This is a genomic window from Enterococcus sp. GPZ-007 (genome assembly GCF_059374735.1).
This window is the reverse complement of record NZ_JCAFYN010000024.1, coordinates 1-23,141: the sequence shown is the minus strand read 5'-3', so window position 1 is coordinate 23,141 and position 23,141 is coordinate 1. Positions and strand designations below refer to the sequence as shown.

At 40.4% G+C, this 23,141-nt stretch carries 24 protein-coding genes and 1 pseudogene; 4 read left to right on the top strand and 21 right to left on the bottom strand.

The annotated features are described in order from the left end of the window. Positions 1 to 12: 12 nt before the first annotated feature. From nusB to AC4J95_RS12850, 10 genes are all read right to left on the bottom strand, one after another. Complete coding sequence (gene nusB, locus AC4J95_RS12895) at positions 13 to 471, bottom strand: transcription antitermination factor NusB (RefSeq protein ID WP_316403709.1); 459 nt, start codon at positions 469 to 471, stop codon at positions 13 to 15. Beyond that, entirely contained in the window at positions 464 to 889 is a 426-nt protein-coding gene (locus tag AC4J95_RS12890) for an Asp23/Gls24 family envelope stress response protein (protein ID WP_494550239.1), read from the bottom strand. The genes nusB and AC4J95_RS12890 overlap by 8 nt, the downstream gene beginning before the upstream one ends. 90 nt (positions 890 to 979) lie before the next feature. Beyond that, positions 980 to 1,537, bottom strand: coding sequence for an elongation factor P (gene efp / locus AC4J95_RS12885; RefSeq protein ID WP_316403707.1), 558 nt, complete (start codon positions 1,535 to 1,537; stop codon positions 980 to 982). 85 nt (positions 1,538 to 1,622) lie between these two features. Next, the gene (locus AC4J95_RS12880) at positions 1,623 to 2,687 is read right to left on the bottom strand and encodes a M24 family metallopeptidase (RefSeq protein WP_494550238.1); all 1,065 of its coding nucleotides are present in this window, start codon (positions 2,685 to 2,687) and stop codon (positions 1,623 to 1,625) included. A gap of 125 nt (positions 2,688 to 2,812) precedes the next feature. Further along, positions 2,813 to 3,049: a GlsB/YeaQ/YmgE family stress response membrane protein gene (locus tag AC4J95_RS12875; protein ID WP_410470543.1), complete on the bottom strand. Its 237-nt coding sequence runs from the start codon at positions 3,047 to 3,049 to the stop codon at positions 2,813 to 2,815. Between the two features lie 212 nt (positions 3,050 to 3,261). After that, complete coding sequence (locus AC4J95_RS12870) at positions 3,262 to 3,963, bottom strand: LCP family glycopolymer transferase (RefSeq protein ID WP_494550237.1); 702 nt, start codon at positions 3,961 to 3,963, stop codon at positions 3,262 to 3,264. A gap of 231 nt (positions 3,964 to 4,194) precedes the next feature. Then, a complete protein-coding gene (locus tag AC4J95_RS12865; protein WP_494550236.1) occupies positions 4,195 to 4,974 on the bottom strand; it encodes a histidine phosphatase family protein in 780 nt (259 codons plus the stop codon). Between the two features lie 2 nt (positions 4,975 to 4,976). Further along, positions 4,977 to 6,401, bottom strand: a complete 1,425-nt coding sequence (locus AC4J95_RS12860; RefSeq protein ID WP_494550235.1) for a family 1 glycosylhydrolase — start codon at positions 6,399 to 6,401, stop codon at positions 4,977 to 4,979. A gap of 12 nt (positions 6,402 to 6,413) precedes the next feature. Then, positions 6,414 to 8,273, bottom strand: coding sequence for a beta-glucoside-specific PTS transporter subunit IIABC (locus AC4J95_RS12855; RefSeq protein WP_494550234.1), 1,860 nt, complete (start codon positions 8,271 to 8,273; stop codon positions 6,414 to 6,416). Beyond that, the gene (locus AC4J95_RS12850) at positions 8,270 to 9,121 is read right to left on the bottom strand and encodes a PRD domain-containing protein (protein WP_494550233.1); all 852 of its coding nucleotides are present in this window, start codon (positions 9,119 to 9,121) and stop codon (positions 8,270 to 8,272) included. The genes AC4J95_RS12855 and AC4J95_RS12850 overlap by 4 nt, the downstream gene beginning before the upstream one ends. 418 nt (positions 9,122 to 9,539) lie before the next feature. Here AC4J95_RS12850 and AC4J95_RS12845 point away from each other — a divergent pair, with 418 nt between their 5' ends. Then, complete coding sequence (locus AC4J95_RS12845; RefSeq protein WP_494550232.1) at positions 9,540 to 9,764, top strand: hypothetical protein; 225 nt, start codon at positions 9,540 to 9,542, stop codon at positions 9,762 to 9,764. A gap of 161 nt (positions 9,765 to 9,925) precedes the next feature. Here the strand turns inward: AC4J95_RS12845 and AC4J95_RS12840 are convergent, their stop codons facing one another. Together AC4J95_RS12840 and AC4J95_RS12835 are read right to left on the bottom strand one after the other, a co-directional pair. Continuing rightward, positions 9,926 to 10,663, bottom strand: coding sequence for a MurR/RpiR family transcriptional regulator (locus tag AC4J95_RS12840; protein WP_494550231.1), 738 nt, complete (start codon positions 10,661 to 10,663; stop codon positions 9,926 to 9,928). A gap of 99 nt (positions 10,664 to 10,762) precedes the next feature. Next, positions 10,763 to 12,208 (bottom strand): glycoside hydrolase family 1 protein, encoded by a 1,446-nt coding sequence (locus tag AC4J95_RS12835; protein WP_494550230.1) that lies wholly within the window; start codon positions 12,206 to 12,208, stop codon positions 10,763 to 10,765. A gap of 372 nt (positions 12,209 to 12,580) precedes the next feature. Here AC4J95_RS12835 and AC4J95_RS12830 point away from each other — a divergent pair, with 372 nt between their 5' ends. Next, the gene (locus AC4J95_RS12830) at positions 12,581 to 13,294 is read left to right on the top strand and encodes a glucosamine-6-phosphate deaminase (RefSeq protein WP_494550229.1); all 714 of its coding nucleotides are present in this window, start codon (positions 12,581 to 12,583) and stop codon (positions 13,292 to 13,294) included. A 53-nt stretch (positions 13,295 to 13,347) separates the two neighbouring features. On the opposite strand, the gene AC4J95_RS12825 is transcribed toward AC4J95_RS12830, so the two are convergent. The 7 genes from AC4J95_RS12825 to rsxC form a co-directional block, all read right to left on the bottom strand. Then, complete coding sequence (locus tag AC4J95_RS12825) at positions 13,348 to 14,058, bottom strand: glucosamine-6-phosphate deaminase (protein WP_494550228.1); 711 nt, start codon at positions 14,056 to 14,058, stop codon at positions 13,348 to 13,350. A 70-nt stretch (positions 14,059 to 14,128) separates the two neighbouring features. Beyond that, positions 14,129 to 14,941 (bottom strand): RnfABCDGE type electron transport complex subunit B, encoded by an 813-nt coding sequence (locus AC4J95_RS12820; protein WP_494550227.1) that lies wholly within the window; start codon positions 14,939 to 14,941, stop codon positions 14,129 to 14,131. A 12-nt stretch (positions 14,942 to 14,953) separates the two neighbouring features. Further along, the gene (locus AC4J95_RS12815) at positions 14,954 to 15,544 is read right to left on the bottom strand and encodes an electron transport complex protein RnfA (RefSeq protein ID WP_316403690.1); all 591 of its coding nucleotides are present in this window, start codon (positions 15,542 to 15,544) and stop codon (positions 14,954 to 14,956) included. Next, complete coding sequence (locus AC4J95_RS12810; protein WP_316403689.1) at positions 15,544 to 16,221, bottom strand: electron transport complex subunit E; 678 nt, start codon at positions 16,219 to 16,221, stop codon at positions 15,544 to 15,546. The genes AC4J95_RS12815 and AC4J95_RS12810 overlap by 1 nt, the downstream gene beginning before the upstream one ends. A 12-nt stretch (positions 16,222 to 16,233) precedes the next feature. Continuing rightward, on the bottom strand, positions 16,234 to 16,797 hold the full coding sequence (locus AC4J95_RS12805; protein WP_316403688.1) for an RnfABCDGE type electron transport complex subunit G: 564 nt from the start codon (positions 16,795 to 16,797) through the stop codon (positions 16,234 to 16,236). After that, the gene (locus AC4J95_RS12800; RefSeq protein WP_494550226.1) at positions 16,794 to 17,735 is read right to left on the bottom strand and encodes an RnfABCDGE type electron transport complex subunit D; all 942 of its coding nucleotides are present in this window, start codon (positions 17,733 to 17,735) and stop codon (positions 16,794 to 16,796) included. The genes AC4J95_RS12805 and AC4J95_RS12800 overlap by 4 nt, the downstream gene beginning before the upstream one ends. Beyond that, positions 17,732 to 19,057, bottom strand: coding sequence for an electron transport complex subunit RsxC (rsxC, locus tag AC4J95_RS12795; RefSeq protein WP_494550225.1), 1,326 nt, complete (start codon positions 19,055 to 19,057; stop codon positions 17,732 to 17,734). The genes AC4J95_RS12800 and rsxC overlap by 4 nt, the downstream gene beginning before the upstream one ends. Positions 19,058 to 20,218: 1,161 nt before the next feature. On the opposite strand from rsxC, the gene AC4J95_RS12790 reads away from it, so the two are divergent. Further along, on the top strand, positions 20,219 to 20,401 hold the full coding sequence (locus AC4J95_RS12790; RefSeq protein ID WP_494550224.1) for a hypothetical protein: 183 nt from the start codon (positions 20,219 to 20,221) through the stop codon (positions 20,399 to 20,401). A 185-nt stretch (positions 20,402 to 20,586) separates the two neighbouring features. On the opposite strand, the gene AC4J95_RS12785 is transcribed toward AC4J95_RS12790, so the two are convergent. Next, positions 20,587 to 20,757: a hypothetical protein gene (locus AC4J95_RS12785; protein ID WP_494550223.1), complete on the bottom strand. Its 171-nt coding sequence runs from the start codon at positions 20,755 to 20,757 to the stop codon at positions 20,587 to 20,589. Between the two features lie 231 nt (positions 20,758 to 20,988). Here AC4J95_RS12785 and AC4J95_RS12780 point away from each other — a divergent pair, with 231 nt between their 5' ends. Then, on the top strand, positions 20,989 to 21,504 hold the full coding sequence (locus AC4J95_RS12780) for a PadR family transcriptional regulator (protein WP_494550222.1): 516 nt from the start codon (positions 20,989 to 20,991) through the stop codon (positions 21,502 to 21,504). Positions 21,505 to 21,604: 100 nt separating this feature from the next. Here the strand turns inward: AC4J95_RS12780 and AC4J95_RS12775 are convergent. Continuing rightward, a pseudogene (locus AC4J95_RS12775) lies at positions 21,605 to 23,141 on the bottom strand (hypothetical protein); the annotation flags it as partial.

The following is a 23,141-nucleotide window of genomic DNA, read 5'->3' as shown; positions in this document are numbered from 1 at the left end:
AAAATAGCTTTATCAGCTATTTGCCCCAGCTTCATCGATCTCTTTCATTACATTAGATAAGATTCCATTGACAAACTTTCTTGATTGATCATCACTGAAAGTTTTGGCTAACTCGATTGCTTCATTTAAAACAACTCGATTGGGTACTTGAGTGTTATATAGCATCTCATAGATCCCTAGTCGCAAGATAATCAAATCCATTTTAGCAATTCGTTGAATCGACCAGTTAGAACGTAGATGTTTTTTGATAATGTCATCTAGCTCTGCTTGGTGTTCTACGACTCCACCAACTAATTCATCAAGATAGACTGGAACGAAAGCATCTTCGTCTTCACTGACGAATTCTTGCTGGTCAATACTTAATGCATGGTTTATGGCGTCTTTTTTGGTTAACTCTTGGTTGAAATCCAATGGGAATAAAGCCTGTAACGCCTTCTCCCGAATCTCATGACGTGATAATTCTTTATTCATTATTTTCCTCTTCATCATTGAATAATTCTTCTAGTGTTGGTTGTTCAAGTTTTTCTGCAACAACACCGACTACGTGAATATTAACTTCGCTTAGCGCAACATCAGTCATAAACAAAACTTGCTGTTTAACACGTTCTTGCATCGCCATTGCTACTTTTGGAACAGACGTGCCATAATCAAAATATGAATAAATGTCGACCTTTAAGCCGTCTTCATCATTTTTAAGATAAACACCTTTGCCATGCGCTGATCTTCCCAGCAACTCTGTCATGTTACTAGCAATAGATCCGCGCATACCGTAAACCCCGTCGACTTTAGAAGCCGCGATCCCGATAATTACTTCGATTACTTCTGGTGCGATGATAATCTCGCCAAGTTCAGGACTCTCGCCTAAAACTAAATTTCTTTCATCTGCCATCTTACTCTCTCCTTCTATCATCGAGCGAACTCTTAAGTAGTATATGATTATTCTAACGTCAAAATTTAAAAGCTTTTCGTATCAACATCATTATGCTCGAGAAACGTAACTGCCATCTTGTGTGTTAATGATCAGTTTGTCTCCTTGGTTCACGAAAAATGGTACGTTGACTGTCAGGCCCGTTTCCATCACAGCTGGTTTTGAACCACCTGACGAAGTATCACCTTTGATATTTGGTTCCGTTTCTGCCACTTCTAAGGTAACTGTATTCGGCAGATCCACTCCTAAGACTTCATTCCCATACATAATAACAGTGAGCTCAGTATTTTCTAATACGTAAAGCATTTCATCAGCTACCTGTTGTTTAGGCATTTCAATTTGTTCATAGCTTTGCATATCCATGTAGACATAGTTGTCACCATCATCATATAAATACTGCATTTTTTTATTATCGATCTGAGCTTTTGCTACCTTTTCTCCAGCGCGGAACGTTTTTTCTTGAACCGCTCCAGTACGCAGATTTTTAAGTTTCGAACGAACGAAGGCCGCACCTTTACCTGGCTTCACATGTTGGAAATCGACTACACGCCAAATGCCGCCGTCCACCTCAATTGTTAACCCAGTTTTAAAATCGTTTACTGAAATCATGATACTTCCTCCTAATTCAATCTCTGCAGATTTGGTTCTAGTTTATCATTTCTTGTTTACTTACGCTACCACTACTCTATCACACTTACAAAATGATGAGCTCTTTTGGAGACTGCGTCAGAATTCGATTACCATCAGCTAAAATCACCAGATCATCCTCGATTCGAACCCCGCCCAAACCAGCTATATATATCCCTGGTTCATCAGTAATGATATTGCCGACATTCAATGGATCATTATTTGTTTTGCTGATATTCGGACCTTCATGGATTTCCATACCAATTCCGTGACCGGTAGAATGTCCAAAGGCCTCCCCATAGCCTGCTTCAGTAATAAAATCGCGAGCAACAGCATCTAATTGTGCACCGGTCACGCCTGCTTGTGCTGCATCAATGACCTTTAGCTGTGCTGTCAGAACGATTTGGTAAATGTCTTTTAATTGTTGACCTGGGTCGCCGATCGCAAATGTCCGAGTGATGTCCGAAACATATCCTTGGTAGACACAGCCAAAATCTAGTGTGATTAGATCACCAGGTTCAATCATTTTTTCACTGGCAACACCGTGAGGCAAAGCGGACCGTACTCCGCTTGCTACGATCGTATCAAAAGATGTTCCGGTTGCACCAAGTGAGCGCATAAAGAAATCTAACTGATTAGCTACCTCAATTTCTGTCATACCTGGGCGGATCATTTTTAAGACGTGATCGAACCCTTCGTCCGCAATCGCACAAGCTTTTTCAATGATTGCGATCTCTCCATCATCTTTTTGCTCTCGCAATTTTTCAATCAAACCACTAGCTGGCGCTAGCTCCGCATCAATGACTTCTTCAAAGACAGAATATTCCGCATATGTCATGAACCCATCTTCAAAGCCAAGGGAACTAATACGCTCGCTTTCTACCAGTTTGATAATCTCTCCTACTATATTGCCTTGATGCTGGATGATTGTCATCCCTTGAACCTGTTCACTCGCTTGTTCAGTATAACGAAAATCAGTAATAAAGAACGCTTTTTCTAATGTAATGAATGCTAGACCTGCTGTTCCAGTAAAATTCGTCAAATAACGAAGGTTTGCTGGACTTGTTACTAAATACGCATCAATGACTTCTTTTTTCATTGATGCACGCAATTTTTCAATTCGTTTTATCATTCTTATCACCCGTCTTCTATTATAACAAAGAGTTTCGAAAAGCAGAACGAACTCGACTAGAAAAAAGAAAAGACCTTGTCAAACAAAAAAAGAAGCCGATCTCTCGACTCCTGTTATGTTTCGTCTCATCGTCTTCCTGTGAAAAATGAAACAACTGCGACGATTATCACTGCTCCCAAGATTGATGGTACCAAAGCCATCCCAGCTAAATGCGGACCCCAATGACCAAAAACTGCTTGACCGATATAAGATCCCGCTAGACCAGCAATGATGTTAAAGATACAGCCCATTTGTTTTCCACGTCCAGAAAGACTGCCGCCGATTGCTCCAATCACCGCGCCAACAATTAAAGTCCAAATCATAATTATCCCTCCATTTTTTAGTGGATCATAGTCTTTTATCGTTCATAGGTCTGAGTTGCCATCGGGAATGTCAAGAGTCCAAAGACGTTTTTCTCAAAAAGTTTCCCAGTTGTGAAACTCTATCTAAGCCTGTTATGAACGTATTTATCGCTTTGTAAGCGGCTAAATCGAATGATAAATTCGCTTTTTTAGCATTCCCTGTGAATAACTTTTTATTGAATCAAATCTGATCGCAATTTCACGCTGTTTTGCTCCCAATTGATCGTTCCTAACTGGTAAGGGAAATTACCTGCCAAAGAGAAACTTCCGACTTCTGGTACATTGATTTTATTCATTCGAGCACTGCCTTTTGCTAAATAGCCAGTTCCCATTTTCAGCATATCCTTCAGATTAAGATTGCTGCCGGAATACTCTTTGATCGTTCCATAATTACTCGTAATCGAAGACAAACGTGGACGAACAGTCTTCCGTTTCATTAGCCGAATGATATCCTCTTGACGCTCAAACACATCCATCCGACCATCCTGATCAATTTGATAACTGATATACGCGTCTATCTCATCAAGGGTCAATCGCTGATCACCTTTTGTGAATCGCTGGCCATTTTTAATTGCAGTGAAATCTTTGTAAACAGTCACTGGCATTTTGCCATCTTTCTCGAGGCCTGCTTCTTTGACACCTAGCAAACTATCAGCTTTTTTCAGAATCAAGAATTTTTTTACTTCTATAGAGAAGGCGACTGAAAAATAGCTTAAGAATTTTTCAATTGGTACCTGCGTATACAGCTCCCCAAGGGTCAGCTTTTGAATTTTTATTTCTGGCGAAACACGCAACAGGGTATTTACACCGCTAGTCAGATCATAAACAAAAAAACTAGAAAACTCATGATCCTCAAATACAAATAAAACCTTCATGACGTTCTTCCTCTCTGAAATAAGTGTATAAAAAAAAGAAGAAAAAAACATCCGCCGTAAGTCTGAGGTTTAATCGTCCGCCCAAATAAGGAAATTTTCGTACCTCGTACCATTTCATTCCACATGATGATTCCTGATTTAGTACTGGGCGATTCCTTATCAATCAATTAAATGATGGGAATAATTAAAAAAAACTACTCTCGATAAGTTTCATCGAAAGCAGTTCTCAAATTATTCTACATATTGCGTATCGTTGATTTTGTTGACTGAATAGTTGCCGTCTCTGTACTTCAATGTAGTGACACTGCAATTATCAATGGCTTCTCCTTTGTATTCTCCAGGCACAAGCATTTCAAGTAGTGTCGGGATCATACTACCAGAAGAAACGATCAAAACATTTTTCGCTTTTTTCTTTTCCGCGTCAGCAATGACTTTATCCATCGCTGCCTGACCTCTTTTAGTAATGTCTTTATAGCTTTCTGCTACTTTCAATGGATCGCTTTCTGCGATAGCATCTGCTACTCCTTCATCGCCTAACTTGTTGACTAGCTTATCATAGTCTGTCCAATCTTCATCAAACTTCAAATCATTCGCTTCAAAAATCGGCGTCCACATCTCTGCATTCGTTTTTCCTTCAAAACCACCATAATTCCATTCTTTAAAGCCATCGTGTTCAGAAAGCTTCGGTGTTTTTTTCTTATTTTCAGCAAGGATCAGCTTAGCAGTGTTTCTTTGGCGACCTAAGTCACTGGAATAGGCGAGATCAAACTTTTTATTTTTCAGTCCTGCCCCAACTAGTTTTGCCTGTTCGATTCCCTTATCTGTTAGAGGTGAATCAGCAAACCCCTGAACTTGTCCGGTAGTATTGAAAAAAGTTTTGCCGTGACGAACCAGATAGAGTGTTACTTCACCTTCTTTATCGGGATTTTTTTCCTTTGCTTGAGCCGAAACTCCATTAGTTAAGCTAAAAGCCAGCAAAGCTACGAACAATAGTCCCAAAATTTTCTTCATCTTTAGAGTGCCTCCCCATTGCTTTTAATCACTTTACGGTACCAATCAAAAGAATCCTTTTTAGAACGTAGTAAGCTGCCTTGACCGTCATTATCCAGATCAACATAAATGAAGCCATAGCGCTTACTCATTTCTCCTGTGGTAGCACTGACCAAGTCGATTGGAGCCCAAGTCAAATAGCCAAAGCATTCCACATAATCTTCCTCCACCGCTTGTTTGACTGCCTGAATATGTTTCTCCAAGTAGTCAATCCGATACTCGTCATGAACAGCGCCATTTTCTATTTGATCGATAGCTCCCAACCCATTTTCAGTAATAATGATGGGAAGCTCGTATTTCCGATACAAATAATTCATGACATAGCGAATTCCCACTGGATCAATGCCCCAGCCCCATTTTGATTGCTCAAGATAGGGATTTTGCAGGCCGCCAAATAATGCCGCTTCACCTTCAACGGGTTTGTTCGGCTCAGAAATGCTGGACATATAATAGTTCAAACCAATGAAATCAATCGACCCTTTGGCAAAATCTTCAACGTCACTCAGCTGATTGTCTAAATCAATGTTTAATGCTTGATATTGTTTCATCTTATATTTTGGAAACTTCCCGTTACACATCGCATCGACTTGGTAGTAATCGCGGTCGTTATCCAAGAAACCTTTCAAAACATTGTCTGGTTGACAATCATAGGAATAGATCGGATTTAAGCCGAAGACACAGCCGATTTTATTTTCGGGATTGATTTCACGTGCCAACCTAACTGCTTTAACTCCCGCTAAGGTCATGTTATAGCCGATCCGTGCTAGGTCTTGTGCTGGATTTTCCATTTCGCTATATTTCAAACCAGCAATCAAATAGGTGAAAATATCGGATTGTTCAGACTGCGGATCTAAATGGTTCATTTCATTAAAAGTTATCCAATATTTCACTTTGCCATTGTATGCTCGCATGACTGTCTCACAATAATGCAGATAAAAATCAATGACCTGCCGGTTTTTCCATGAGCCATATTCGTGAACTAAATGAATCGGCATTTCAAAATGATACAAGGTGACGATTGGCTCAATGTTGTTTGCTAGTAACTCATCAATGACTTTGTCATAAAAATCTAGTCCGGCTTGATTGGGTTCTTGCTCATCGCCTTTTGGAAAAATCCGCGACCAGTCGATCGAGATGCGTAAAGCGGTGAAGCCCATTTCTTTAAAAAGCTGAATATCTTCTTTATAGTGATGATAAAAATCGATTCCTAGATGTGAAGGATAATCTAGCTTCGGATCAATTGATTCAGTGATCGTCCGTGGTTCTTTGTTTGATCCTTTTGTAACAAAATCCATAATCGCCGGCCCTTTACCGCCTTCTTGCCAAGCTCCTTCACATTGATGGGCGGCGATACTGCCGCCCCAGAAAAAATCTTTCATAAACGTCATTTGCTTCTCCTTTTACAGAATCACTGTAAGTAATTCATCCTCTTGTTCATTACTGGTTGAGATCACATCGAGATAATCATTTGAATTTGTTACGACCACGATAATCACCGGATCAAAACCAGCTTCTTCCACTTTATCAGCTTGATATTTAGCGATAATGTCGCCTTTTTTAACTTCTTGTCCTTGTTCTACGAAGCCTTCAAAATACTTCCCTTCTAAATTCACCGTATCGACACCGATGTGGATCAATAATTCCACACCATTTTTTGTTTTGATGCCATACGCATGTTTTGTAGGAAAGGCCACTGTGACTGTTCCTTCAACTGGCGAGATAATTGTTTCTTCTGCTTGAGAAGGTAAGATTCCTACTCCTTTTCCTAACGCACCAGAAGCAAATGCTCTATCGCTGACCTCGCTCAAGGGAATTGCTGTTCCTTCGGCGATTTTACCAATACAAACCTGTTTCAATCCTTGGTTGCCTTCTAATGCTTCAACGAGTTCTTTTTCCTCAAGCTCTTCTTCTGATTCTTCTTTAGGAATTCCAACACCGTAAGCCACTGCTGCTGCCCCGACAAAACCGACAATGACACTAATGACCATCCAAATGAAGTTGCTCGTTCCACCTGCTAAATAGGTTGGTAAAGCCGCTAACCCCCATACGAATCCCATAGTTCTCACACCAGCTAAACCAGCGATCAATCCACCGAGCCCACCGCCGATAATAACCGCTAAGAAGGGTCTGCGATATTTTACAAAGACCCCAAATACGGCCGGTTCGGTGATTCCCATCAACGCACTGAAGCTGACCGTACCGAACATTTGACGTTGATGACCTTTTTTCGCACGTAGGAAGTAGCCGAACATCGCACCACAAACTGCGATATCTGAAATCGTTGCTGCATGGTTGATGATTGGGTCATACCCTAATGTTCCTAAGAAGTTCAAGACGATCGGATAGGTAAAGTTGGCAGCCCCCAAAACGATTAGGAATGGCTGGAAGGCAGCGTACAACATAACAACGATCCAGTTACCGATCGTACTCATCAGTACATTAAAGAAAGCATTTACGCCATCACCGATTAATGTTCCGATCGGGCCAAAGACAACAAGAATAACTGGAAAAGTCAAAACTAGCGATAGTGCAGGAACTAAGAAATACTGTAGCCCGCTTGGAATGATTTTTTTCAGATACTTTGTCACGATACTCAAGAACCAGACACCTAGTAAGATCGGGATAAAGGTATTCGCATAACCAATTGTCGGCAGATTATAACCAAATAATTCCAAGCCTTTGGCACCATCAATATTAGTGGAAAGTAATCCGACTGCTAATGCCATTGCTACATACTCGTTCAATTTCATTCGTTTCGCTGCGGATGCCGCAATGAAAACTGGTAAGAAGTGGAAAACTCCGCCCCGCAATGTATCAAAAATCATGTAGGTTGAACTGTCCTTTGAAACCAACCCTGTTAATGAAATAATTGCCATGATTCCGGCAATCATCCCAGCTGCTAGTAAAACTTCGATGATCGAAGTCATGGTTTCTGAGATCATTACTAGAATTGATGAAGCGATTCCTTTGATTCCCTTAGCTTTCGGCTTTTCTACCTCTTCGCCATCTGGCTTTAAGCCCAGCATCGCCATAAACTCGTTATAGACGTCCGTAACATGCGTTCCAACAATAATTTGATAAGCTACTTCATTGGAAACAACATCTATGACCCCATCTAAATTTTTGATTTCTTCTGTTTTCGCTAGACTACGATCATTTAGGGTCAAACGCAGACGTGTTACACAATGTGCAACTGCCTTGATATTCTCTTTACCGCCAACCAGCTCGATCAGCTGTTTATTTAATTTCTCGTAACTCATTTTTTGTCCTCCATTCTTTCTGTCACACGATTAATGTGAAGCATCAAATAGGTTTCTTCATTAATTGAAATCTCTAAGTTAAACTGTGATTGTACGTAAATTTTCATTTTCTGGACTGCTTTAAACGATTCTGGATACAATTGGCAAACTTGCTTGTAAAGCTCCATGGTTTCTGATCCGTCATTAAAGGTTTCACCATCAACGATTCGCTGTACAAAATATTGCAAATGAGTAGTAAAACGCATGTAATTGGTCGATTCCTCGTCCAAAGCCAAATTGAAATGACGTTCTACGATCGAAACAAGATCCCCCAGCGTGCGCATTTCTAAAACATAGTCTTTGCGACTGTCACGGCTTTCTTCCATATTGACAAAATGCAAACACAGTGACACGGCTTCATCTTCTGGCAATTGTAATCCTTTTTGTTCCTCGATCATCTTCAATGCCTTTAGTCCGACACTGAAGTGATCCGGATAAAAACGTTTCGTATCCCAAATCAAGGGACTTTTGATGAATTGTTGTTTTTCAACTCGTTTCAGCAAGAACTCCAAGTGGTCAAGAAGAGCCAAACTCAAATAATCACTTGCCTTGATGCCCAATTTTTCCTCTCCATAGGAAATAATGTTGTTGATCAGAAGTATATCGTTGGGGTCCGAATGAGATAATAAATAGCTGAAATGATCCAGCATATCGAAAGAATCAAGAATATACATTTTCTCAACTTCCTCTTCCGCGATCTCCTGTCCTTTTTTCTTTTTGAAACCAATTCCTTTTGAAACGACGAAGACCTCATTTCCTCCTCGTTTCACCAATGCAACGTTATTATTTAAAATTTGGCTGATCTTCATTTTTTCCTCCTTTCCAGAAAAAAAACCCAAGAAAGTATACAGCGGGACCTTGGTCTCCAGCTATGCTTTCTTGAGTTCTGCCTGATCATTTTCAGTAACATACTCACAATCATGACTCCGGCGCCATGATCGGTCTTTTCTCTTCATTATTTTATAGTCTCATTCTAAGTGATGAAAAGATGAATGTCAACGCTTTCTTAAAATGTTGTTACCCCTATTTCTTTATAGTATATTCGGATTAGCGAAATCATTAGTTATTTTATGGAGCTGCAATGGACTTAGGGATGTCGCTCGGTCCCCTTGTTGGCAATCTCTTCGATTTTCTTGGTAACACGTTTTGAGCAGAAGATCGGAACCTTTTATACTTTGATGACTGGCTTTCTTGGTTTTGTGATTTGTTTGATGCTGATGGGAATTAATGCGGATCAGCCCTCACTTGTTGCAGGTGTCTTCCAGGGTAGCATCAACCTATAGCTTCGTCTGGTTCTTCGGGGGCTTTAGCGTTGGTTTGATTGGTGCAAAATTCGGTGGTAATTATTCCTTCTACTTCGCTAGTGCTAGGGTCTTTATCGAGATCTTGCTAGTCGTTGTTCATTCGCGATATTTTGGAACGAAAGAAGACGAAGAACTAACGAGTAACTAATTAAAAACTGTAGGTATTAGCCTTTTATAGCTAGTACCTACAGTTTTTTTCTCAAATAAATATATTGAGTTAGAATCCTTAAAACATTGATCATTAGGCTACCGATGCCCCATTATTGACTACCTACTAGTCTCAGTAAGTTTCAACCAGTGGAAATAAATTTATGTCTGCATCAATTGTCGGACTTTTTTTGCTAATACTTCAATCATATAAATTACCGGAATTTGAGTCGTCGTGTCGATCAAGTATTCATAGGACTCAATGGTTTTCTTTTCTTGCTGAACATAATAAGCCAAGTTGCAATCCGATATTTTAGCTAACGGATTATTTCGGCTATTGGTAATCGAGATTAATTTAGCTTCGCTCGCTTTGATTAAAGGTAACGTCTTCAAAAAGTATTCGCCTGAAACCGAAAAGAACAGAAAAACAGTATCCGGTGATGTCGGCATATCGATGGCAAACATCGGATTATCGACATTGACGGCAAATTTTCCTAACGAAGAAAAATAGCGCGCTGCATAGATTGCCATTACACCAGAGTTGCCGGTTCCAACACAAATGATCATACGCGCATCTGCGAGAACTTGTGCAGTTTCATTCAGCTTTTCCTGAAAGTTGTTCTCTTTCGCTCGAGCAAAAAAGGCTTCGGCGACAGAGATATCATCAATAATCTCTGGTTCAGTTGCTGTTTGTTCTTTCTTGAATAGCAGCTTAAACTCCGTAAAGCCATTACAGCCGACTTTTTTCGCGAAACGTGTGATCGTCGCTGTCGATACATGGGTTTCATCTGCCAGTTCACGAATGGTCATATAAGGAATTTTTGCTGGATTTTCAATAATAAAATTGTAGATCAGGTAATCTAAATCATTAAAGGTTGAAAGCTGTTCGACTGAAAACATAGTCATCTCCTCCAGTGCAATCTCAAATAAATTGTACTGGTTGAAACGAATGAATGCAATCAACAAAAAAACTGCCAGCATAGCTAGCAGTTTTTTATCTTAGAGATTTGCACCATTTTGCTGGATCGTATTTTGGAACCAAGTAAAGCTATCTTTTTTCAGGCGTTGTTTACTTCCTTTGCCATAATCATCAATATCAACATAAATGAAGCCATAGCGTTTGCTCATTTGATGAGATGAGGCGCTGACAATATCAATCGGCCCCCAGGCATAGTAGCCGCGCACATCTACGCCATCGTAAATTGCTTCTTTCACCTGCTTCAGATGCTCTGCCAAATAGTAGCTGCGATAGTCATCATGGATGCCGTCTTCCTCTACAATATCATTTGTTCCCAGCCCATTTTCCGTAATATAGATCGGACATTGATAACGATCGTAAAACTCGTTCAATGCGATTCGCAAACCGATTGGATCAATTGACCAGCCCCAAGGCGACTGTTCCAATTCAGGATTTTTGAAGAAAGAGCGGTTATTTGCGACGGACTCTTTTGAAACTAAACTCGAATAATAATAGGAGAAGGAAAGAAAGTCGGCTGTATTTTTCAAAACCTCTTCATCACCTTCATAAAACGTGATATCAACTCCCTGTTCTTCAAAATAACGGAAGGCATAGTTAGGATATTTTCCTCTCAGTAAAACATCGCTGTAAAAATAATCCATTTGCGAATACTGTAAGGCTGCCAATACATCCTCTGGTTTTGTCGAAGCAGGGTACACTTCATCAGCAAAAACCATCATTCCAATTTCCATTGCTGGATTAATCGCTGTCGCAGCTTTTTTGACTTTGGCACTGGCTACCAGCATGTTGTGCAGGCCTTGATATTTAGCTTCTAATAAATTATCTGCCCCATCTTCTGTTACTCCGATGTGACAAAATGCTTCATAACTAATCAGGTTGATCTGATTAAAGACGATCCAGTATTTCACCTTATCCTTATAACGTTCCAAGATCACGCTGCTGTATCTTACAAAGTGATCAATGACCTCTCGGGAATACCAGCCTTGATAATGAGTCGTCAAATATACCGGCATTTCGTAATGAGACAAGGTGATCATTGGCTCCATACCATTTTCAAGGATCGCATCGATCAGCTGATCATAGAATTTCAAGCCCTCTTCGTTCGGTTCATCTTCTACACCAGTTGGAAAGATCCGTGACCAGTCGATTGAGGTACGGAAAGTATTCAACCCAAGTTCTTTCAGTAATTTCAAATCATCTTGATACGTATGATAAAAATCAATGCCTCGCAATTTCGGAAAATTTCGCTCTTCCCCTTTTTCAATGCTTTCAATGGCTTCTTTGACAAATGTCGATGTCGTATCACGTTCCATTCGATCTTCCAGAGGAATATCATCTACAAATTCATTGATGTTTGAAACGTTCAGCCCTTTTCCGCCAACATCATAAGCACCCTCCGCTTGATTGGCAGCGATCGCCCCGCCCCATAAGAAATTTTTAGGAAATTCACGTTTATTTTTTTTCATCATTTTGGCTCCTCTCTTGATTAATTCGAGTATAGCCAGCAAACAATAAAAATGTAATCCGTTCAAGGCTTTCAGTCACAGGAAACACATTGAGATTCTTGTTACAGAGCTGGTACAGGGTGTGACAGAGGAAATGACTTTTTAAAACTATTGAGGAAGAAAAATTATTTTAAGTGTCTTTACACAAAGTAAGGAAAAACATGGTAAGGTTTAGATGAGGATATTAGCACGAAATTTTAGTCAAACATAAAATCAAAATACCGTTTACTGGTGGAGCTTTTATTAATGAGGTTTGTTTTAGCATCAAAAATACGATCCAAAAAAGCTGTTATTTACATCTTAACGAAAACAAAATGAATGGAGGATAGCTTAATGAAAATCACTACTGTAAAAACCTACGAAGCAATGAGCGAACTGGCAGCGGCCACAATTTTATCAAAAATGACCGCCGATCACCGAGTGAATTGTGCACTGACAGCTGGCTCGACACCTAAAAAAGCCTATGAACTAGTTATTAGCCGAATGAAGAACCACAATTGCTCCAATTTCCATGTCTACACCTTTGATGGTGCGCCCTATGAAGGAGCTGATCATACTTCTACTTATCTTGAAATGAAGAAAATGTTTTTTGATCCAGCGAATATCAAAAAGGAGAATATCCATGAGATGACGATGGAAAACTTTGCAACATTTGATCAGCAGATCGAAGATGCCGGTGGTCTGGATCTGATGGTGATCGGCTTGGGCAGCGATGGTCATTTCTGCGGGAATATGCCGAAAACAACTGATTTTGACAGTCTATCTTATGAAGTGGACATTAAGCCTGAATACCCTTGGTACGATATTTTTGTTGAGATGTATAAGGGCTACGACCAGCCGGTTCCAAAATCCTTTGTGACAATGGGTCCACTTAGTGTCTTAAAGGCCAAGGAAGTCTTATTAATCGTCAATGGCAGTAATAAGGCGGAGGCTTTGGCAAAAATGCTGAAGGGACCGTTGACAGAAGATTTCCCTGCGTCTGTCCTGAGATTGCATTCAAATATCACCGTCATCGCTGATGAAGAGGCGGCGAAGCTGATTAGTTAATTGAGTCCAGTGAAAAACGAGAGACGCTCAGCGTCTCTCGTTTTTGTGTAGTATTAATCTAATAGACTAGCCGCTTCTTGATCTAAAATCACTGTTAAGTTTGGATGCAAGCGCAGTACTGATGCGGGAATATCTTCAGTAATCGGGCCTTCCAAGGCTTGCTTGATGATCGCAGCCTTCTTTTCGCCATTGACGATCAGCACTAGCTCTTTCGCTGCTAAAATCGTTTGCGGACCAAAAGTCACCATTTCTCCCCCTGGTTCATAAGGACTTGCTTCATCAATGAACTTGTACAGATCGTCACCTTGTTCAATCGGCACACGATAAACACCATAGTCGAAGGAAGTAAATTCTGGCAGGTTCCCACAGAAATGACCGTCTCCGCCAATTCCCATCAAGACCAAATCCAAGCCGCCGTCTTCAGCGATTTGATAATCGTAATCCTGATAGTTCTTTGCATCTAGCACTTCAATATTTTCTTCTTCGATCCCCAACGGCTGAAATAACTCTTTGGTTAACGCTTGCATCGTTAGACCGTATTCTTGGCCCTTTAATGAGATCTCGTCAAAGTTATAAAAATGTGCCAAATTCCGATCAAAAGTCACTTTTTGCAGCCGCTCGGCTAAAATCTCATAGGTTCGTTTCGGTGATGAACCAGCAGTCAATGCTAGGTTCACGCGACGACTCTCCGCCCACTTCATTAAAATAATATCCGCTGTAATCTGACTTAATGTTTCATAGTCCTCTGTTATTAATAATTTCATTTCAACACCTACCCTTTCCTTTTTATGATAGCACAAATTTGAAAAGGCTTTCGTTTTTTTTGAATTTTCATCAGCTAGGAACCTTTTCCTTAATCGGCATACTCATGATGCAGTTTTGCGGACAGACCTCCACACACTCACCGCAATCGGTACATAACTCTGGATCAATCACCGCGACGTTATTTTCCATCTTAATTGCTTTTTGCGGGCAAGTCTTCACACAACGGTTACAGGTGATACAGCCGACATCACAAATTTTGCGAACACCGCCACCCTTATCCTGATTGGAACAGGCCACAATCGAGGTGTTTTCTGCTGGCAGCATTTTAATCAGATTTTTCGGACACACGGCGATACATTTTAAGCAACCGACACATTTATCAGGATCTATTTTAGCGATGCCGTCCTCAATGTGGATCGCATCATAGTCACAAACTGTTTTACAATCGCCATAACCCATGCAGCCAAAACGACAAGCCTCCGGTCCGCCAAAAATTTGATTGGCACCATAACAGGTCGCGGTTCCATTGTATTCCATCTTTGTATTCGTGTACTCGCAGCCGCCATTGCAGCGGACGAATGCCGCAACTTTTTGAACATCACCCACTTCGACTCCCAATATTTCTGACAAGGCCTGCCTCGTTGTTGCTCCCCCCGGTGTACAATTAGTGACTCCTGCTTCACCTTTAGCCATCGCTTTGGCATAGCCGTCACAACCGGAAAAGCCACAGGCTCCGCAGTTAATACCCGGTAACGCCTCACGCAGAGCTTCTTCTTTTGCATCACCTGGTTTATGAAAAATGATCGTGGCGAGTGAAAGAATGACTCCTGCGATCAATCCCATACCACTGACAATGCCGATGGGTATCATGATTTCTGTCATTTTTTCCACCCCCTACTGGAATAATCCTTCTGCCAAACCGGCAAATCCTAGAAACGACAAGGAAACAATTGCGGCAGCAACAAGTGTGATCGGCAAGCCTTGGAGCGACTCGGGAATATCATTGCCCTCCAAGCGGCCACGCACACCAGCGAAAATCACCATCGCAAGTAGGAATCCGACGCCTGCAGCAAAGGAATTGACCAGCGATTGGACATAGCTGTAACTTTTTGAAAAATTCAAGATCGTCACACCAAGAACCGCACAGTTCGTAGTGATCAGTGGCAGATAAATCCCTAGCGCATTGTACAGTGGCGTCATGTAGCGTTTCATCACAACCTCCACCAGCTGCACCAAAGCGGCGATAGTCAGGATAAAGACGATCGTCTGTAAATAATCCAAGCCTAAGGGTACTAACAAGGAAGCGTAGATCGGATACGTCACCGCGGTTGCCAACACCATTACGAAGGTAACAGCCAAAGACATGCCGACTGCTGTGTCCAGTTTTTTTGATACTCCTAGGAATGGACAAATACCCAAGAACTGCGACAAGACAAAATTATCAGTCAAAATACCCGCGACTAATATTGTTACAAATATCTGCATTACTGATCACCTGCCTTTTCTTCACAAACCGTTGTACAAGCTTCCGCGATCGGACAAGCACCACAGTCGAGCTCTTTTGTCTTGCGATCGCTCAATTTATTCGCCACCATCACCAGCATGCCAAAAACAAAGAAGCCTCCTGGCGGCAATAGCATGATTGTCATTGGTGGTACGACACCCGCGGTAATCGGGAAACCTAAAAATGTACCGCTGCCGATCAACTCGCGAATCCCGCCCATACAAAGAAGCGCCATCGTAAATCCGACACCCATACCTAATCCGTCCAAAGCAGAATGAAGCACTGTGTGATCCTTCGCATAAGCCTCTGCTCGACCAAGAATGATACAGTTTACTACGATCAATGGTAAATAAATTCCTAAAGTAGCATCTAGCGCTGGCGCTAATGCTTTAACGACCAATTGTACGACCGTCACAAATCCTGCGATGATGGTGATAAAGGCTGGGATTCGGACGCGATCCGGAATCACTTTCCGCAGAAGGGAAATCACGACATTGGAGCCAAAAAGTACAACTGTCGCAGCTACCCCCATACCGAGTCCATTCAAAGCGGAGGTAGTGACTGCCAGAGTTGGACAGGTCCCCAACATCAGCCGCAGAACTGGATTTTCGGTGATCAATCCTTTACTAAAAATGCGGGATGCTTTCTCTTTTTCCATTGCTTATCCTCCCTACTTTCCTGACTTAGCGACTTGTTCAAACAGAGCAAGTGCTTCTTTGACTGATGCAGCTACGGCATTGGAGGATTTGGTTGCCCCTGTGACCGCTTCGACTTGATTTTTATCTGCCGGGTCGTTTTTCACAACCTCTAATGTACCATCCGTACCAGCAAATTGATCAATAAACTCTTTCTTAGTGACGTTTTGTCCAAGTCCTGGCGTTTCGTTTGATGCATCCAATACATCAACGCCCACAACTTTGCCATCCTTAACTGCACTCATGACACTCACGTCACTACCATACCCATAAGCAGCTGTTACAAAAAGATAGCCCACCGTTTCTCCAGAACTATCCACTGCTTGATACCCCTGATTTCCTCCTGAAACATCGATCTCTTGAAAATCATCCGCCTTGATCAGTTTGCTCATGACACTCTGCGTCTGCTCCCACTCCTGTTTGGCTATTCGATCTTTAAAGACTGATCGCGTACCTGCGACAGCGAAAGTAATCACGAGACAGATGATAAACAAACAAAGTGCATCAGTAAAAATTACTTTGGAATTCGAACCTTTCATTTAGACTTCGCCCCCTCACCAAAGACCTTCGGAATCGTCAAATTCTCAATATGAGGAGTCAAAATGTTCATCAGTAAAATGGCATAAGACACTCCTTCTGGCAGCGCAGCGAAGAAACGAATCAATACCGTGACAATGCCACAGCCGACTCCGAAAATAATTTTACCGTTTCTAGTTACAGGTGATGTTGTATAGTCAGTCGCCATAAAAATCGCTCCCAGCAATAATCCGCCTGACATCATTTGATAGAGCGGATCGCCACCTAACAAAGTAGAAAAAATAACAACTGTTCCGATAAAACAAAGTGGAATAATCGGTGAGATTACTTTTCGAGCGACGAGATAAACACCGCCCAGCAGCAATGCCAAGGCACAGGTCTCACCCAAGCTTCCTGCTCGAATACCCAAAAACATTTCTAATAATGAAGGGATCTTTTGCCCTGTTTGTGAAGCAGAAAAATACGTTGCCGATGAAATAACATCTGGACGGAACATGTAGTAATCTAGTGGCGGCTGCCACGTACTCATCTGAGAGGCAAAGGACATCATCAAAATGATTCGGGCAGTGATCGCCGGATTGACAAAGTTTTGACCGACACCGCCGAAAAATTCCTTCACGATGACGATGGCGATGACTCCACCTAGAATAGCCATCCAAAATGGCAAAGTGACCGGCAGATTCAGCGCCAGCAAGATGCCCGTAACAACTGCAGTCAAATTATGGATCGTATCTGGTCGTTTCAAGATTTTTCTTGTGACATATTCGCTAATAACGCAAGCAGCAACCGTGACGATAATCAATATAAGAGCACGAAAACCAAAAATAATCGTCGAGGCGATGATCGCTGGAACCAATGCGATGATTACGTCCAGCATAATACTGCGACTGCTGCGTCCACAGTGAAGATGGGGTGAAATCGAAACAGGTAATTTGTTCATTGCGCTGCCTCCCTTTCTAATCGTTTGGCTTCCTTCATGGCCTGAACAAGTCTCCGACCAGCCGGACAAACAAAGGCACAACAGCCACATTCCATACATGCCGATACATTCAGTTTCTTCAACCCGGCGACATCTTTGTTCAACGTGCACCGTTCAATCTGAACGGGAAGTAACGACATAGGACAGGCTTCGACGCATCGGCCGCATCGGATACAAGGTGATTCTTCCGGCAATCTTTGTGCCTCGGATAAAATCGTGATAGCATTTGTCTGCTTCGTAACAGGTAGTTCCAATGAAAATTGTGCGATACCCATCATTGGTCCACCTAAAATAATTTTGCTCGGCTCATCAATTAAACCGCCGCAATAGTCGATGACATCACTGATTGGGGTGCCAACTGGTACAACCACATTTTTCGGTTGTGCCACATTGCCATCCACCGTAATTCGCTTGTGGGTCAACGGCATACCAATCTCGATATAACGCTGGAGTAGTGAGATTGTGGAAATATTGGTGATCAGGCAGCCCACTTCAGATGGCAGCTTGCCAGGCGGAATCTTTCGTCCAGTTGTCGCATAAACAAGCATTTTTTCCGCTCCCTGCGGATACAAGGAAGGAATCTCCATCACATCAATCGTCGGATCAAGATCAGCCAGCTCATTCAAATGATCACGTAGGCGCTTCAATCCTTTTGGCTTATTACTTTCAATCCCGATCACACCATGAGGAATGTTGAGGTGCTTCATGATTACCTGCATTCCTGCAATGATCCGTTCAGGATATTCCAGACTTTCACGATAATCCGAAGTAATAAAAGGCTCACATTCTGCCCCATTAATCACCAGAGTATCAATCGGTGTCTCATCCTTGACTGCTAATTTCACATGTAATGGAAAACCGGCTCCACCGATTCCGACAATACCGCTGTCGCGAGCAGCCTTCAAAAGATCTTCCTTCGAATTAATCTCAATCGGCTTGGGTTCCGGAAATTCCACTGGTAATCCGTCACTGGCGATGTGAACTGCTTCGCAAGTCTGCCCGTTCATCATCAATACGGGTTTGATCCCCTTTACCTTGCCCGAAACAGAGGCATGGATCGGCGCCGAAACAAAAGCGTCTGAATCACCGATCACTTGACCAACCGTCACTACATCACCCTTTTTGACAGTCGGTTTACAGACACCTCCAATATGCTGCTGCATTGGAATGGTCACAATTTTCGGCGGATCCATAAAAACGCTTTCGAATTCTGCAGTATTTTTATTGTGGGGAACCCTGACACCTCCTTTAAACTTCGCAATTGCTTTCGTTAATGTTTCCATATACAAACCTCCCTTGTAATAATAAGAATCTCACAAACTAATGTGACTTTCGTGAATAATTACATCACTATTATTGTTAAATGAACATTTTTGATTGTGAGAAACTTATCATTAGCCGTTTTCCAAAAGTCCAGAACCTGTTTTATCTTTGTTATTATTATACCCTCATATAAAGCGGTTTCACAATCGATTATAGTGAGAATCGTTCTTAGTCGAAGACTTTTGAAATCCATTCATACAATTGAAGTTAACGAAGATACTTTTAGACGAAAATAATATTCAGTCTCCTAGGCATTTCGTAAACCATTCTTGTATCATTGAAAGTAAACCAAGAATAGTGTGACTAAAGCCGCTGCATAACATACTATTCGATGTAATTAGAAAAGACATTTTTGTTCGCTCTTTTTTTCTTTTACATTGAAAAAAGTCTTCGTGGAACAAGCCAGTCCCTTTTCACTTCCCTTTACTCTCAATTAAGCTGAGTTTATCAAAAATTTCCCTCGCGAGAAAATATTCGATTAACCATTACTATTGATCCTATTTTTGCTCTTCATATGTAACGAATACCCATATTCGGGTAAAAAGACCACTAACTCCTTTATTTTCTCTCCAAATTGAGTACGAAACAGTTAAAAAAATAAAAGTTTTTTGCTCAACAGTGAAGAACGTTCAAGCAGTATTTAGCATTATCTTCCATTGAACTTATATAATAACGTTGATATAAAATTTATCTTCTTTTCTGCGCAAAAAGGAATCACATTTTTTCTCTGGACTGAGTACAGAGAATGAATGGACGGAACTGAACACGTAAACTCGTGGAGAACTGGTGAATAACTTCCAAGCTCCTATAGTTCGAGACTTGTCAGCAACACCTATCTAGAAAAACTAGGACGGAATCCCGTTAACTGCTACGCTTACTGTGAAAGCGATCCAAGCCGCTGTACTATGATTCTGTCCTTTGACTTAGATTAAAGGGGAAAGAAAGAATTGAGAGAGACTCTTCAATACGCGAAAAATACAATTGAAGAATAGTGATTTAGATGTATAGGTGCCAGACAAAGAATTTGAGGGAGTTCTTGCTGGCGGCCTTTACATCGCGCAGATTTCAACAGAAAAAGTCGAGGTAATATCAAACATGTGTTTTCTAGAGAGCGCGCTGTCTTGCTGCAAAACAAGACAGACGAAGTAAAACCAGAGTTGAAAATTACTAAGGCAAAAGCCACCCAAGTCAATAATCGTAATGTGGGTACCGCGACGGTCGATAATGAGAGAACGACCTATGGCGAGGCTGTTTCAATCGAAGATGAAGCAACGAACGATTGGATCTGGGCTGCATCGCAGTGATCCTCTTATTACTAACCATCGCCATCTTCATGTATAACAGGAACTTGAAGAAGAAAATAGACAGAAAATAAAAACGAAGCCGACGCCTTTGAACAGAGACGTCGGCTTTTTATGCACCTACCAAGGTTTGAGTAGTTTTTATCAAATTGGGAGTAGCAGGACGTTATCACTAGTAATAAGGATACTTAGCAAGAATAAATGAAAGGTGATTGTATGTATAGTAACACTAAAGGAAATAAACAAAGCAAGCCAGCAGTTACAACGATATACGACACAGGAACAATAACAAAATCTAGTTCCTTTGATGATCGGATTAATTCGATTCCTTTTTGACGGGTCAATCCTTTTGGATGCATGTCCATCCTCCTTTATTCCTATTCTTTTCACTTAAATTATATATCGATCGGCAAATAATTTGGTTATTCGCGATAATGAGAAAGTTCTGTTGACCTCTCGAATAGCAGTTTCTTTAGTGATCTCATGCTTGACGTGTCAGTAGAAACAAAATACTATAATATATAGTAGTCGACCTACTATTACTCGTATATAGATTATTAAGAAAATGTGATAGAAAGAAGGTTTTAGCGATGCGGACGATTGACCTAATTGTTCTAGGAATCTTAAAAAAGGAATCACTGAGTGCTTACGATATCCAAAAGCTTATTGAATACCGCAATATCTCCCAATGGGTAAAAGTCAGTACACCAACGATCTATAAGAAGATGCTGCAGCTGGAAAAGCAGGGCTATGTCAAAAGCACCATGAAGAAGAATGGGAAGATGCCGGAAAAAGCTGTTTACTCCTTGACCAAAAAAGGCAAAACAGAATTTGAGAAACTGATGCTAGGTATCGCTGCCCGTCCCATTAATATTTTTCTAGACTTGAATGCGGTTATTCTCAATCTAGACAGTTTATCCTTCGCAGACCAAAAAGCCTGTATCGGCATTATCGAAGCCAATGTTAATAAGATGAAGGTAAAGCTAAAAGAAGATATTGCTGATAGTAAAGGCTCCGCTGAAGTTCATGATGCTGGGAAAGCCGTTATGCAGCAGCAAGTTCTTTTAGTTGAAGCTATCGAAACATGGATTGAAAGTGTGAAGTAAGGGCAAAACAGATAAATTCTCCATCAGATTTATGCCCTTTTGTTTGGTTACTCTTGACTTAAAAAGAGGTCTCTCAAAATGAGAAACCTCCCTTAACACTCTATTCTAAAAGGTCTGTTATTAAAATTGATTCCTTGAACAGTTTAAGATATTCAATATATTCATCAATAATATATGAATAGGAGATATACTCTATATCTTCGAAAACCAAAAGCAAGCTATTCAAAAGTCTGATATTTTTCTCTATCGTCGGTGCAAAACTTCCACTGTACTCTCCTATATTTCTTGTTAGATTGATCTTTTTGAAAGAATCATCGCTTATTTTCTTTTCCTTAAGTATTTGAAAAAGAACGAAAAGAGTTTCTATATCATAAATTTCTAAAACTATGTTATACAGATTAACTATTCGACTTTCATCATTTGTTTTGAATATTTCATCTATTATAAACTCCATAAAACCTTCAAAATTTTCTATTATAAGCAATTTCAGAGCATAATCTAATCCATAGTATATTAATGAATTTTCCTTAATTAGAAAATCAAGATATAAATTAATTGCTTTTTCAATATCTTTCAGATTCCATAAATACTTAAGATGGTTATGATACTCATGTATATCAGAAAAAAACTCCAATGAATGTAATTTCAAAAGAAAAGCGTAGGCAAAATTTACCCCTTGTTCTATTAACAAATTTTTAAATAGTCTTCCAGAATAGTCCATACCCTCTGTTTCTAAACTTTTTAGATAGACTTTTTCTAATTTTTCTATTCCGACAATTTTTATAATCCGTTCAAATACCCGTTCGTTTTGTCCCTCAGGTATAAAGAATTTATTACTAATGATTTCTTCATTAAAATACTTCCAGAATAGTTCTAAAATGCTGCTATCTTCATTGATATAGCAATCAAAAGATAGAATATCAAAGGATTCAAACACTTCATTTTCTTTGATATTTTCCAGAAGCAAAGTCATTTCAGCTACCTGCTCTTGCTCAATAATTTCGCAGGTTAGCATATTGGAAATCGACCATCTTACATCGACTTCTTTTTGAATTCTGCTTAAGACATTTCTCCCGTCTTCAAATGATAGTTGATTCATGTACTGACTAGGTGAATAAGATGTAAGAAAATCACTATTTAATAAACCTATCAATATCTTCACTTTCTCTTTTTTTTCTACAATTGAATAGTGTAAAAAAATGGATTCTTCTAGCTCGGAATTATTTAATACTTCATCGGACTGATATTCAGAAAGAATATTGAATAATTCCTCGAAATCTTTACTAAACTCTGTAAACACCCCCTTAAGCATTTTTACTCTCATTTCCCGAGAATCACTATAATTGAGATCTTTCATCTCAGAGCTATATTCATCGGTTGAAAAAATCCTATAAACCTTTTGTTTGTTTGACATTTCGTATTCTAAAAATGGGGAAATCCTCAACTCATATTTATTTATTTCGGTTTGTAGCTTAGATAAAATACTTTCCTGTCTATTTGTCAGTTTAGTAATATCTTCAAAGAATAAATTACCGATACATTTCAAATCTGATACTACCGTCTCAACAAAAAAATTTTTTATTTCATCAACTGGATAATTAATCAATAACCGGTCTATTGCATTGTTGACTTCTTTA